General features: G+C 72.8%; 14 protein-coding genes and 1 pseudogene. 7 read left to right on the top strand and 8 right to left on the bottom strand.

Features of this window, described 5'->3' with window-relative positions:
• Positions 1 to 114 precede the first annotated feature (114 nt).
• Both ACWC5O_RS05205 and ACWC5O_RS05200 read left to right on the top strand, forming a co-directional pair.
• Positions 115 to 720, top strand: coding sequence for a TetR/AcrR family transcriptional regulator (locus ACWC5O_RS05205; protein WP_450582395.1), 606 nt, complete (start codon positions 115 to 117; stop codon positions 718 to 720).
• Between the two features lie 82 nt (positions 721 to 802).
• The gene (locus ACWC5O_RS05200; RefSeq protein WP_450582393.1) at positions 803 to 1,531 is read left to right on the top strand and encodes a DUF2470 domain-containing protein; all 729 of its coding nucleotides are present in this window, start codon (positions 803 to 805) and stop codon (positions 1,529 to 1,531) included.
• A 64-nt stretch (positions 1,532 to 1,595) separates the two neighbouring features.
• Here ACWC5O_RS05200 and ACWC5O_RS05195 read toward each other — a convergent pair whose 3' ends face one another.
• From ACWC5O_RS05195 to ACWC5O_RS05170, 6 genes and pseudogenes are all read right to left on the bottom strand, one after another.
• Positions 1,596 to 2,747, bottom strand: a complete 1,152-nt coding sequence (locus tag ACWC5O_RS05195; RefSeq protein WP_450582391.1) for a lactonase family protein — start codon at positions 2,745 to 2,747, stop codon at positions 1,596 to 1,598.
• Positions 2,748 to 2,958: 211 nt separating this feature from the next.
• Complete coding sequence (locus tag ACWC5O_RS05190; protein WP_450582389.1) at positions 2,959 to 4,032, bottom strand: hypothetical protein; 1,074 nt, start codon at positions 4,030 to 4,032, stop codon at positions 2,959 to 2,961.
• A 47-nt stretch (positions 4,033 to 4,079) separates the two neighbouring features.
• Positions 4,080 to 5,333 carry an FUSC family protein gene (locus tag ACWC5O_RS05185; RefSeq protein ID WP_450582387.1) on the bottom strand — a complete coding sequence of 418 codons (1,254 nt, stop codon included), beginning with the start codon at positions 5,331 to 5,333 and terminating at the stop codon, positions 4,080 to 4,082.
• Positions 5,334 to 5,424: 91 nt separating this feature from the next.
• Complete coding sequence (locus ACWC5O_RS05180; protein ID WP_450582385.1) at positions 5,425 to 5,607, bottom strand: hypothetical protein; 183 nt, start codon at positions 5,605 to 5,607, stop codon at positions 5,425 to 5,427.
• Between the two features lie 3 nt (positions 5,608 to 5,610).
• Positions 5,611 to 6,105, bottom strand: coding sequence for an FBP domain-containing protein (locus tag ACWC5O_RS05175; protein ID WP_450582383.1), 495 nt, complete (start codon positions 6,103 to 6,105; stop codon positions 5,611 to 5,613).
• Between the two features lie 98 nt (positions 6,106 to 6,203).
• Positions 6,204 to 6,356 (bottom strand): annotated as a pseudogene (locus tag ACWC5O_RS05170) (diguanylate cyclase); the annotation flags it as partial.
• Between the two features lie 187 nt (positions 6,357 to 6,543).
• On the opposite strand from ACWC5O_RS05170, the gene ACWC5O_RS05165 reads away from it, so the two are divergent.
• Together ACWC5O_RS05165 and ACWC5O_RS05160 are read left to right on the top strand one after the other, a co-directional pair.
• The gene (locus ACWC5O_RS05165) at positions 6,544 to 7,515 is read left to right on the top strand and encodes a phosphotransferase family protein (RefSeq protein ID WP_450582381.1); all 972 of its coding nucleotides are present in this window, start codon (positions 6,544 to 6,546) and stop codon (positions 7,513 to 7,515) included.
• 92 nt (positions 7,516 to 7,607) lie between these two features.
• Positions 7,608 to 8,897 (top strand): ROK family protein, encoded by a 1,290-nt coding sequence (locus ACWC5O_RS05160; protein WP_450582379.1) that lies wholly within the window; start codon positions 7,608 to 7,610, stop codon positions 8,895 to 8,897.
• A 102-nt stretch (positions 8,898 to 8,999) separates the two neighbouring features.
• Here the strand turns inward: ACWC5O_RS05160 and ACWC5O_RS05155 are convergent, their stop codons facing one another.
• The gene (locus tag ACWC5O_RS05155) at positions 9,000 to 10,034 is read right to left on the bottom strand and encodes a PHP domain-containing protein (protein ID WP_450582377.1); all 1,035 of its coding nucleotides are present in this window, start codon (positions 10,032 to 10,034) and stop codon (positions 9,000 to 9,002) included.
• A 117-nt stretch (positions 10,035 to 10,151) separates the two neighbouring features.
• Between ACWC5O_RS05155 and ACWC5O_RS05150 the strand changes: the two genes are divergently transcribed.
• On the top strand, positions 10,152 to 10,397 hold the full coding sequence (locus tag ACWC5O_RS05150; protein WP_450582375.1) for a hypothetical protein: 246 nt from the start codon (positions 10,152 to 10,154) through the stop codon (positions 10,395 to 10,397).
• A 12-nt stretch (positions 10,398 to 10,409) separates the two neighbouring features.
• Here the strand turns inward: ACWC5O_RS05150 and ACWC5O_RS05145 are convergent, their stop codons facing one another.
• On the bottom strand, positions 10,410 to 11,642 hold the full coding sequence (locus ACWC5O_RS05145; protein ID WP_450582373.1) for a ricin-type beta-trefoil lectin domain protein: 1,233 nt from the start codon (positions 11,640 to 11,642) through the stop codon (positions 10,410 to 10,412).
• Between the two features lie 325 nt (positions 11,643 to 11,967).
• Here ACWC5O_RS05145 and ACWC5O_RS05140 point away from each other — a divergent pair, with 325 nt between their 5' ends.
• Complete coding sequence (locus ACWC5O_RS05140; RefSeq protein ID WP_450582371.1) at positions 11,968 to 12,150, top strand: hypothetical protein; 183 nt, start codon at positions 11,968 to 11,970, stop codon at positions 12,148 to 12,150.
• Positions 12,147 to 12,599 (top strand): MrpF/PhaF family protein, encoded by a 453-nt coding sequence (locus ACWC5O_RS05135; protein WP_450582369.1) that lies wholly within the window; start codon positions 12,147 to 12,149, stop codon positions 12,597 to 12,599. The genes ACWC5O_RS05140 and ACWC5O_RS05135 overlap by 4 nt, the downstream gene beginning before the upstream one ends.
• Positions 12,600 to 12,612: the final 13 nt, after the last annotated feature.

The raw sequence follows: 12,612 nt of genomic DNA, 5'->3' as shown, positions 1-12,612 counted from the left end.
GATCTCCCTTGATCCAGCGGATGGTCGAACCTGTGACGCGCGAGTTGTACGTGAGTTCAATAACGTGTTCCAGTGTGGTCCGCTTGTTGAACCCGCGTCAAGTAGAGTGACGCCATGCCCGCGAACCAGGGGGAGCGAGCCCGGCGCAGACTCAGCACCGAGGAACGCCGTGAGCAGCTGTTGTCGGTCGGGGCGAGGCTGTTCTCGGAGAGTCCCTACGACGACGTGTGGATCGAGCAGGTCGCCGAGATCGCCGGAGTCTCCCGCGGGCTGCTGTACCACTACTTCCCGACCAAGCGGGACTTCTTCGCCGCGGTCGTGGAGCGCGAGAGCGAGCGGATGCTGCGCATGACGGCGGCGGTGCCCGGGGTGCCGCTGCGCGAGCAGCTCGCCGCCAGCCTCGACACCTATCTCGGCTACGTCCACGCCCACGCCCACGGCTTCCGGGCCTTCCACCGCGCCGACGCGGCCGGCGACCAGGCCGTGCGCCGCGTCTACCAACGGGCCCTCGCCGCCCAGGAGCAGCAGATCCTCGCCGCGCTGGCCGCGGACCCCGAGTTCGGTCCGGTCCTCGACGGTGCCCCGCACGTACGCCTGGCCGTGCGCGGCTGGCTCGCCTTCACCACGGCCGTCTGCCTGGAGTGGCTGCGCGACGAGGGTCTGGCCCGGGAGCAGGTGCGCGACCTGTGTGCGCGTGCCCTGCTGGGCGTCCTCGCGTAACTCCTCGTCTTTGCTGGGACGTGGTTGGCGTGCGCCCGGATCTTCGATAAGTTAGGCAAGGCTTACCTAAGGAGGTCTCGGGATGGGTGACACGCAGGACTGGGCGGCCGGACCCGGTGCGGCGGAGCGGGCGCGGTCGGTGCTCGCCGCCGCGTGGTCGTGCGGGGTGACCGCGGACGGTGCCCGCGAGGAGTACGTAGGCGCGCACTCCGTGACCGAGGACGGCGGGGTACTGCTCGACGTGCCCGAGGACAGCGCCCTGCTCGCGGCCGCGCTGTGCGCCCCGCGCGGGGAGCCGTCGGCCGTGCTGGAGTTCGCCGACGTGGCCCCCGTCCCGGTACGGCAGCGCATCCGCGCCAGGCTGTGGCTGGCCGGCTGGTTCGCGCCCGTCGACGACGGCTCGCTGCTCTTCCGGCCCACGCGGGTGGTGCTGCGGCAGCCGTCCGGTGCCGTGCTCGTCGACCTCGACGAGTTCGCCGCCGCCCGTCCCGACCCGCTGGCACTCGCCGAGGCCCGGCTGCTGACCCACCTCGCCGACGCCCACCCGGACGCCGTCGAACGGCTCACCCGGCTCGTGCGGCCCGAGAGCCTGCACGCCGCGACCCGGGTGACGCCCCTCGCCGTGGACCGGCACGGCCTCACCCTGCGCATCGAACGCACCCGCGCCCACGGTGACGTACGCCTGACGTTCCACACCCCCGCCGACGACGTCACCCAACTCACCGAACGCATGCACGCCCTACTGGCCCAGGCGAGCGCCGCGGCCTGCCCTCGCGCGCTGCAGCGGCAGCGTGCGGAGGGTGACGGGTGATGCGAACGGCTGGTCTGTGGGGCGTAGTTCACCCCGTATGGCAGCCGCGGTCCGCCCCGGTGCGCTACAGCGGCAACGCGCAGACCGCGACGGGTGATGCGAACGGCTCGCCCGCCAGGCGTAGTTCACCGTGCTCGGGGTCCACATGGAAGACGCTGACCGTGCCGGAGCGCTGGTTCGCCGCGAACAGGAGTCGGCCGTCCGGTGAGAAGGCGATCTGACGGGGGAAGTCCCCGGCCGCCGGCACCGTGCCGAGCAGCCGTAGCCGGGCTCCGTCCGCCTCGACGGCGTACCGGGCGATGCTGTTGTGGCCGCGGTTGGCGAGGAAGGCGTACGAGCCGTTCGCGGTCACCAGGATCTGGGCCGGGTAGTTGGTGCCGGATTCCGAGCCCGTGGGCTGCGGGTCGCCGATGGTCAGGCGCCCGGTGGCCGGATCGTAGGCGCAGACGGTGACGGTGTCGTCCACCTCGTTGGCCAGGTAGGCGTACCGGCCGCCCGGATGGAAGGTCAGATGGCGCGGGCCCGCGCCCGGCCGGGTGTGCGCCTGGGCCGCCTCGGTGAGCGTGCCCTTCGCCTGGTCGAGGCGGTAGGTGTAGACGGTGTCGGTGCCGAGATCGACGGCGAGGACATGGCCGCCGTCGGGGCACGTGATGAACTGGTGGGCGTGCGGGCCCTGTTGGCCCGGGCCGGGTGCCGGCGTGCCGTGCGTGACCAGGTCGGTGCGCTCGCCGAGGGCGCCCGAGGCGTCGATGGGGTGCACGGCGACGCTGCCCGACTGGTAGTTGGCGCTCAGCAGCCAGCGGCCGCCCGGGTGGACCGACAGATGGCAGGGTCCCGCCCCGCCCGTGCTCCGGCTGCCGAGGATCCGCCGGTCGGCGAGGCGTACGGCGGTGACCGCGCCGTCCTCGCGCTCGTCGACCGCGTACAGCGTGCGGCCGTCCGGGTGCAGTGCCAGGTACGACGGGTCGGGTACTCCGGTGAGCGTTCCCGAGCCGGTGATCCGGCCCGTCGCCGGGTCGTACGTGGCCAGCCCGATCCCGGTGCCGCCGCCCTCGACGGAGGTGTAGGTGCCGAGGTGGAGCGGGTGAGGGCGGGGGTCCTTCCGGGACGGCCGAGCGGCCGGCCGCGTCGCCGGTCCCTTGGCTGCCGCCGGTGCGCTGTCCGCCGGCGGGGCCGCCGGTGAGGGCACCGCCACCACGACGGCCGTGCCCGCCACCGCTCCGACGAACCGGCGCCTGGTCCAGCTTCCCCCAGGCTCTCGGCTTCGCTCGAGCAGGGGGGACTCCCATCGCGTCGCCCGCGCGTCCCTGTCCATCCCGCACCTCAGGTCTTCGGTTGCCCCGCTCGTGACAGCCACCTTGGCGTGGATCCATCGTCAAAGGCAAGAACGGCAACGGGTGTTGCGCAGGGTGCAATGCCTGTCCCGGCTACCACTCCCCGTCGTCGACCGGCTTGCCCGGCGCGTCCTTCAGCGGTGTCACCTGGCCCGGGTGCGGCTCCTGCCAGGGGTCCAGGTCGTCCCCGAGCCAGTCGCCGACCGGCTTGACGCCCTCCAGGGTCTCCGTGGGGGCGAGGTCCTCGGCGTCCTCGTCGTAGTAGTCGAACCAGGGCAGCCCCGCGCTCGTGTAGGCCGCCCGGTCCACCGGTGACGGCGGCGGCGCCTCGCCCGTGATGCGACGCCACTCCGGGGGCGTGACCAGGTGGACGAACACCCGCCCGGAGGGAGTCCCGGACCAGTCCGTGAGCGGCCGTTCGTCCTCGTAGACCTCCTGGCGCATCGAGCCGCCGACACCCAGGCCCATGGCCGCCGCGCGCCGCGGGGGAGCCGTGGGCGGTCCGCCGGGTGCGGCCGGGGCGGAGGGAGGCGGCAGGGGCCCGCCGGGTGCGGCGGCGGCCATGGGGAGCGGCGGGCCGTAGCCGTGGACCTTCCCGGCCGCCCGCGCCCTCCGCTCCCGCTCCCGCTCCAGGCGCCGCCACTCACCCAGGGCCTCGTCCGTCAGCGGGAACGACTGCAGCTGTACGCCGCCCCACACCTCCTCGCCGGTGACCTGTCCCTCCACGGTCGCACCGAGACCGAGCGGCACGGCGACGAACTGGCGGACCGTCCCCTTGCCCGAGTTGATGCCGTCCAGCCAGGGCTGGCGGGGCAGCACCACGTAGTTCTGCGGGTCACGGGAGAGCCGGTCGCGCCACGGCTTCCCGGAGACGGCGCACACCTTGCCGACGCCGACCTGGAGGGCGGCCGGCTCCGTCGTACCGGCGAAACTCAGCCACATCGCCTCTCGCAGATACACCGGCAGCATCACGCCACCACGGGCCCGCCACTCCTCGGGGACCCGGTCGGCGTAGTCGGACACCCGCCGGACCGGGAACTCACCGAGCCCCGGCGGCAGCGGATGCGTGCCCGTCTCCGGCAGCCGCAGCGTGCGGATGAACCGCACCGCCACCCCGCCGGGCAGCCGCAGCGTGTTCCCGTCGATCCGTACCCCGGTGTCGGCCATAGGCCCGCTCCCTCGCCTTTCGGCGCCGGCCCCGCCCCGGCGCTCCCTCACCGAGAACGCCCGCTGACCCCCGTCCGGTTCCGCCACAGCTCCTCCTGGACGCCGAGGCGCTCGCGCAGCCGGTTCATCCTGGGCAGCTTGGCCCGGTGTTCCCGGGACACCCGGTCCAGCTCCTCGAGCAGGCGGCGGGCGCGGTGCTCGGTGTCGAGTTCGTCGATGATCCGGTTCACCTCGGTCAGCACGGCGCCCATCAGGTGCCAGTTGGTCGAGTCCTCGCGGATCTCCTCGCCGAGCAGCTCGGCGAGCCGGTCGCGGGTGGCGGCCGCCGTGGTCAGCTCGGCCGCCAGGCGCGCCTCAGCCGATTCGGCGTTCTCGCTCAGGTGGGTGGTCACCAGCACCGCGAAGCTGACCACGGCGTCGCCGATCTCGGACAGCAGCTGTTCCACGGTCGCCCCGACCCGGGGCGGGAACATCTCCTCTGGGCCGCGGGCCTTCGCCAGGTCCGTGAAGGAACGGGCCAGCACCCGCAGCACGACCGTGCAGATCTCCAGCGTGTCCAGTCCGGTGCGCAGCACCACCCGGTGCAGCAGGCCCTCCTTGACGCGCGGATTGAGCCGCAGGCTGTCCTCGGCCTGCCGCAGCGCCGCGTCCACCTGGACGATGTCGTGGTCCAGCCGGCGCGCTTCGTGCAGCCGCTCGGCCGCCCGCTCCCAGGGTGTACGGCCCGCGGCCTCCTCGCCCATGCGCAGCATCAACTGCCGTACCCGGCGCGCCAGGCCCTCGATCGACTGGCCCGCCTCGTCCACCCAGACCGGGGGCGGGAGCAGCAGGTTGCAGGCCATGCCGACGACCGCGCCGATCAGCGTCTCCACGATCCGCGCCCAGGCGGTGAAACCGACGGTGGTGACCCCGAGTACCAGCATGGCGCTGATCGCCACCTCGGCCACGTACTCGTCTACGCGCACCAGGTGTCCCACGGCCAGCGAGGCCACGATCAGCAGCGCGAGGCTCCACCAGGTCAGACCCACGAGCAGGCTGAAGGCGATGGCGACCAGCACCCCGGCCACCACCGAGTTCACCCGGCGGATGCCGTTGGTGAGCGTGGCGTAGAAGGTGACCTGGACGACCAGCAGGGCGGTCAGGGGCGCGGTCAGCGGGGCCGGCTCGGGGCTCAGGCGCAGCGCGACGACGTAGGCGATCGTGGCCGCGGCGGCCGACCGCAGCGTCTGGACGACCACCGGTTCCCCGCGGCGTCCCACCAGGCGCAGGAGTGGCGCGCTCCACTTGCGTACGTCGTGCATCCCTTGGCCTGTTCCCGTTCCGGAGGTGCGTCGAACGTGATCGTTCGAGGACCGGATCTGTCCGCAACGACTTCTACATTGATCTCGCCGGTCAAGGGAAGACGTGCGGAGGAACCCGGGTGCCCTGGCTTCGCTCGAGCCGGGGGACCCCCACCGGACCGCCGAACCCGGCGGGCACGATCTCCTCGCGCAGGAAGGCGCCCTGCATCTTCGGGCAGTGGGCGGGGTCCATGGTCTCGTAGGCGACATGCGCGTCGTGGGCGGACAGCAGCACCCGTCAGACGTAGAGCCTGTCGACGAAGGCGGACAGGTTGCCCGTCGTACGGGCGATCTGCTCCTCCAGGGTCAGGCTCTCCTCGAACCGGCTCCCGGACTCCGGCACCTTCTTCCCGCGCACGTACAGCGAGCACGCCAGGTCCGTGCACATGTACACCCCGACCGAGTTGCCCTCACGGCCCGCCGCGCCCGCCTTCCGGGCGGTCATCAGTGACACCCCGCCGCCGGGATGCGTGGTCAGGCACACCGAACACATGCTGCGGTGCAGGAAGCCGCGCTGCGAGGCCGGGAAGCGCAGCGCGACACCCACGAACCGGCCCTCCCGCTCGGTGACCAGATAACTGCGATCGGGCGCCCCGGGATCCCGCCAGCCGAGGAAGTCCAGGTCGTCCCACGGGCGTTCACCGAGGTCGCGCGGGACCGCCAGGCGCTTGGCCTCGCCCTTGGAGCAGTTGACGAAGGAGTCGCGGATGTCCTGCTCGGTGAGGGATTTCATGGGAGGCCTTCCGGATTCGATGCCATGAACCTAGGGTGTCTAGGTTCATGGCTAGCCTAGGCAGTTGAAGGGAGGGTGGGCGAATGGTTTTCCTCGCACTCGCCCTGGACCCGCAACGTCACCAGCAGGGCCGGTGTCTCGTCCGCGCTGTCGCTCACCGGGTCCGCCGTCAGCTCGCCGTACCGCTCGGCCCAGCCGGGGGAACACCAGCACACCGACACCTGGTGGCGCGAGCGGTGCCACTGTCGCAGACGCGACCGGTACGGAGACGGAGTGCGTGGGGCGTTCCGTACCCTGTACCGGGAACGGACTCCCGGAACGGACTCTCGGCGCCGACGAGACGGCCGCCGGGCGGGGGCTCGACTCGCTGATGGCGGACGGGCGTTACGTCGAGGACGTGTACGCGGCGGGCTGGCCGCCGCGGGAAGGGGACGCACGATGGGGGAGCCGGAGGGGCGGGCCCGGCGGGTCCTGGCCGCGGCGGGCATCGACCCCGGCCGGCTGGCGGGGGTGCGCCCGCTGGGCGGCGGTACGTACAACACGGTCGAGGAACTGCGGCTCACCGACGGCACCCGCTGCGTCCTGAAGGCCGCGCCGACGGCACCCGGCCTGCGCTACGAGGTCCGGCTGCTGCACTCCGAGGCGGTGTTCAGCCGCGCGGCCGAGGAGGCCGGCGTTCCCGCACCCCGCACACTCCACGCCGACGACGGCCCCGAGGTACGGCACCTGCTGCAGACCGCCTGCCCCGGCACCCCCTGGGGTGACTCCCTCACCGACGCCGAACAGGCCGACCTGCGCGGGGAGCTGGGCCGTCAGGTCGCCCGCCTGCACCAGGTGACCGGGCCCGCCTTCGGCTGTCCGTCCGGTGCCCTCGGCCCGCTCGTCCCCGACTGGCGGACGGCGTTCACCGCGATGTTCGACGCGGTCCTGGCCGACGCCCGCCACTACCGGGCCCGGCTGCCCCGCCCCGCCGACGAGGTGGCCCGTACCGCCCGGGCCGTGTACGACGCCCTGGACGAGGTCACCGTCCCGCGCCCGGTCCACTTCGACCTGTGGCCCGGGAACATCCTCGTCGACCGCACGGCCGACGGCCCCCGCGTCGGCGGCCTGATCGACGGCGAGCGGATGTTCTGGGGCGATCCCCTCGCCGACTTCGTCTCCCTCGCCCTGCTGGACGACATCGAGAAGGACGAGGCCTTCCTCGCGGGTTACCGGCAGGGCGGCGGCCGCGCCATGCTCGGGCGCGCGGAACGCCTCCGGCTCGCCCTCTACCGCGCCTACCTCTACCTGATCATGCTGGTCGAGACGGTCCCGCGAGCGGCCGACGAGGGCCACGCCCGCTGGGCCCAGGAGGCCGTCGCCCCGGAACTCGTGGCCGCGCTGGACGAGATCAAGGCGGCCCACGCTTAGCTCAGCACATGAAATAAGGGTTGTCCGAAAGTCGCGTGCAGCCTGTTCCGAGGGGTATGTTGCAGGTCGGGACATGGTTCGAAGGGAGCCACATGGCGGGGCGGAACGGGCGAACGGTACGCGACCTCAGACGGGGCAACCGCACGGCCGTGCTGCAGCGGCTGTACTTCGACGGCCCGCTCAGCCGCTTCGAACTGGGCCCGGTCACCGGACTGAGCTCCGGCTCGGTCAGCAACGTGGTCGCGGATCTGGTCGCCGACGGACTGGTCGAGGAGGCCGGCAGCGTCGATTCCGACGGCGGCCGCCCCCGCACCCTGCTGCGCGTCTCCCCGCACAGCGGCCAGATGATCGGCGTCGACGTCGGCGAGACCCGCGTCCGCGTCGAGCTGTTCGACCTGGGCCTGACCGAACTCGCCCGCACCGAACGCCCGCTGACCCAGCAGGGCTACGACGTCGACGTGATCGTCGGCCACATCCGCGACGGCATCGCCGAGGTGCTCCAGGCCGAGGAGGCCTCGCCCGAGCGGCTGCTCGGCGTCGGCGTCGGCGTCCCGGGCATCGTCGAGCACACGGCGGACCGGGGTGCCGTCGTGCACGGACAGACCATCGGCTGGGACGCGGTCCCGCTGGAGCGGCTGCTCCGCTCGACCTCCCGGCTGCCGGACACCGTGCGCTACTTCATCGACAACGGCGCCAAGACCCTGGGTCAGGCCGAGATGTGGTTCGGCGGCGGCCGCGGCGCCCGCAACGCGGTGGTCGTGCTCTTCGGCTCCGGTGTCGGTGCCTGCCTGGTCACCCCCGAGGTGGAGCACGGGCGGGCCGTCGAATGGGGCCATCTGACCGTACGGGTCCGGGGACGCCGCTGCCGGTGCGGTGCGCCGGGCTGCCTGGAGGCCTACGCGGGTGCCGAGTCGCTGCTCGCCCGCTGGCGCGAGGAGGGCGGACGGCCGCCCGAGGGTGCCGACGAGGAGACCGCGCTCACCGCGATGCTCGCCGCCGCCTACCCGACCGAGGGCAGGGAGCCCGACCCGGTCGCGCTCGCCGTCCTGGAGGAGACCGCCGAGTACCTGGGCGCCGGCCTGTCCGACCTGATCAACCTCTTCCAGCCCGAGCGGATCCTCATCGGCGGCTGGGCCGGGCTCCAGCTCGGCACCCGGTTCCTGCCCGCCGTACGGCGTCACGCGAGGACGTACGCCCTGCGGTACCCGGCCGACAAGGTCGGCATCGAGCTCGGCCGGCTCGGCCCCGACGCGGTCACCGTGGGCGCGGCGATCCTGCCCCTGGCCGACTTCTTCGCACGCGGCGGCCGCCGTGCCGAACAGGCCGCCGAGGACCGGCACCCCGCCTGGCGGGCCGCACTGGAGGAACGGACACCACGCTGACCGGCGTGACGCGCCTCGCGGACGCCGGCAGGAACACCACAAGGTGGTTGCCTGTTGAATCACCCGCCCCGGCCGTGATCCCCCGTCACGGCCGGGGCCTTCTCATGACGCCCGGGCCGGCGTACGGCCCTCCCGCGACCAGGCCAGAAGCTCGTCGGCCGGCCAGGTGGTCACCACCCGTTCGGCGGGCACCCCGCACTCCTCGGCCCGCGCGCAGCCGAGGATCTGCCAGTCCAGCTGGCCCGGCGCGTGCGCGTCGGTGTCGATCGAGAACAACGCCCCGGCCGCCACGGCCCGGCGCAGCAGCCGCCGCGGCGGGTCCAGCCGCTCGGGACGGCTGTTGATCTCCACGGCCGTACCCGACTCGGCGCAGGCGGCGAACACCTCGTCCGCGTCGAACTCCGACTCCGGCCGGCCACGGCCCGCGACCAGGCGTCCCGTGCAGTGGCCGAGGATGTCCGCGTGCGGATCGCGTACGGCGGCCACCATGCGGCGGGTCATCGCGCGGGCGTCCATCCGCAGCTTGGAGTGCACGGACACCACCACGACGTCCAGCAGCTCCAGCAGCTCGGGCTCCTGATCCAGCGAGCCGTCCTCCAGGATGTCGCACTCGATGCCGGTGAGCAGCCGGAACGGCGCCCACCGCGCGTTCAGCTCGGCCACCGCCTCCAGCTGCTCGCGCAGCCGCTTTGGACTGAGGCCCCGGGCCACGGTCAGCCGGGGGGAGTGGTCGGTCAGGGCCGTCCACTCGTGGCCGAGCCGGGCCGCCGCACGTCCCATCTCCTCGATCGGGCTGCCGCCGTCCGACCAGTCCGAGTGCGTGTGGCAGTCTCCGCGCAGCAGCGCCCGCAGCTCGCTGCCGCCCTCGGCGGTGAGCGGCCCGCCGCTCTCCTCCTCCACCGTGCGCAGATAGCCGGGCACCTCCCCGGCCAGGGCCTCCCGCACCACCTGCGCGGTCTTCGGCCCGACGCCCTTCAGCGACTCCAGCGTCCCGGCCGCCGCCCGCGCGGCGACCTCGTCCTCGGGCAGCGCGGACAGCACCCGGGCGGCGGTCCGGAAGGCCCGCACCCGGTAGGTGGGCGCCAGTGACCGCTCCAGCAGGAAGGCGATCCGGTCCAGGGCCGCGACGGGATCCATGGGCACCTCCAGCGCGCGATGCCCCTCCAGGGTTCCCCAGCCGGACCCACCCCGCACGCCCGCTGGCCGGCTCCGCGGACGAGTCGTCGGCCCCGGTTGCGTTCTACGCTCTATTGCATGACCGAACAAGCAGTGCCCTACATTTCCCATCCACGGGTCCTGGTGCATGGCGTGTGTCCGGGCAAGCCCGGCGAGCCGCCCTTCCGGGTGGTGGAGATCGACGGTCGGGTGGTCGGCCGGGCCACGACCGCGACCGACGTGCTGGAGGTCGCCGCCACCCACGGCATCACGATCCACGACCTGAGCGACCCGGACGCGGTCCGCTGGGTGGGCGGCGGCCAGTACCACTGGACACCCCTCTGATCCGGAGGCGGCTCAGCCGACCGTCCACTTCTGGTTGCCGCCGCCGGTGCACGTCCAGATCTGCAGCCGGGTGCCGTTGGCCGAGTTGTTCCCGGTCACGTCGAGGCACTTGTTCGCCTGCGGATTGACGATGTCGTGCGCCGCCGAGACGGCCCACTTCTGGTTGGGGCCGCCCGTGCAGTCCCACAGCTGGACGGTCGAGCCGTCCGCCGTACCGTTGCCGGTGACGTCCAGGCACTTGCCGAGCGCCCGGATCGTGCCGTCCGAACCGACCGTCCACTGCTGGGCGCCCGTGCCGTTGCAGTCGTAGAGCTGGACCGGGGTGCCGTTGGCGGAGTTCGCGCCGGCCACGTCCACGCACTTGCCCGCCAGGCCCCGGATCGGGACACCGGCCGCGCTGTCGCTCGTCGTCACCGACACCGAGTCGACCACAAGCTGCTGCGGGAACTGCGTGGAGCCGTCCGGGTCGCCCGGCCAGTAGCCGCCGACCGCCAGGTTCAGGATCAGGAAGAACGGCTTGTTGAACACCCAGGTCTTCCCGCCGAGGTCGGCGGGCGTGCGCCGCTGGTAGACGTTCCCGTCCACCGACCAGGTGATCGAGTCGGGCGCCCAGTCGACGGCGAAGGTGTGGAACGCGTCCGCGAAGGCCTGCCCGTTCGCCAGGGTGTAGCCGGCGCCTATGCCGCCCGAACCGGAGTAGCCGGGGCCGTGGATGGTGCCGTGCACGGTCGAGGGCTCGAACCCGACGTTCTCCATCACGTCGATCTCACCCGAGTCCGGCCAGTTCACCGGAGTGCCGAGCATCCAGAACGCGGGCCACATGCCCTGCCCGCGCGGGATCTTCATCCGCGCCTCGACATGTCCGTACTGCGCGTTGAACTTCCCGGCGGTGTTCAGCCGGGCCGAGGTGTACTGGCAGCTGCCGTACCAGCACTGGTAGCCCGCCGGGTTCTCCTTCCGGGCCGTGATCACCAGATGCCCCTGCCCGTCCAGGGCCGCGTTCTTCGTCTCGGACGTGTAGTACTGCCGCTCGTGGTTGTTGACGTTGTCGCCGGTCTCCAGCGTCCACTTCGAGGAGTCGGCCCCAGCACCTGCGGGCCCGTCGAAGGTGTCGGAGAAGGTGGTCACGGCCGCGGCCGCCGGGGTCGCGGTCTGCGCCCGGGCGGGACCGACGGCGGCCGAGCCGACCAGTGCGGCGGACAGAGCGGCGAACAGGCATCTGCGGAGCAGGCGTGGGGAGGCCATGGCTCTCCGTTCGGCGTGGGGGATGAGATGTCTCTTGATTTAAGAAGTGAGATAAGAGGCCGTCAATACCTTGGTACGGACCTGTCTGGCAATCGCTCGGCCGACGAGTCCGGTCAACTTCCGTGGGCCGCAGGGCGGTTACGCGGGATGACGTCATCCGGACCGTGTCGGATGCCGGCCCGCCGTTTCGGCTCGCGCTCCCGGGGCACTCGCTGCGGGCCCGCGTGCCGCCGCCGATGACGGGCCAGGCGGTGCTTGGATGCCCCGAGCGGCGCATCGGGCAAAGCCTTGCAGAGCGGTGCAGAGCGGACTGAGGAGGTGGCGGATGACCGGCCGTACGGCCCTCCTGGCCGCGGGCGAACTCCTGGCCTGGTGGGCCGGGCTGGCCCTGCTGTGGCTGGTGTTCATCAGCTCGGTCGACACCCTGGAGCGGATCGTCGGCGCGAGTGCCGCCGCCGTGGGGGCGCTGCTGGCCCGGGCCGGACGGCGGGCGGTGACCTGGCGGTGAACGGCTGGATCCTCGCGGCGACCGTCGAACTCGGCGGGGCAGGGGCGGCCGCCCTGTGGGGGACGGCCACCGGCCCGCTGCCCCGGCGGGTCATGGCCCAGAACCTGGCCACCTCCGCGGTCTGCCCGGCCCTGCTGCTGCTCGCGCAGGGCTACGGCCGCCCCGCCTACGTCGACCTCGCCCTGCTGATGGCCCTGCTGGGCCCGGTCGGCACCCTCGTCTTCGCCCGTCTGCTCGCCGACGAACCGGCGGACGACCGGCCGAGCGCCTGGGCGCTGACCTGGGCCGCCGCCGGCCTGGCCACGACGGTCGTGGTGGCGGTGTGCGTGGCCACCGGCCCGAGCCGGGCGATGGTGAAACTGCTGGTGATCGGAGCCTTGCTGATCGGCGGCAACGTCATCGCGGCGCGGGCCCTGGCGGGTGGCTTCCGGGCGGTGCGGGGTGCCTGACGGGGGGAGCGGT

It is taken from the genome of Streptomyces sp. NPDC001450, assembly GCF_053597295.1.
This window is presented reverse-complemented; position numbering and strand designations above follow the sequence as displayed.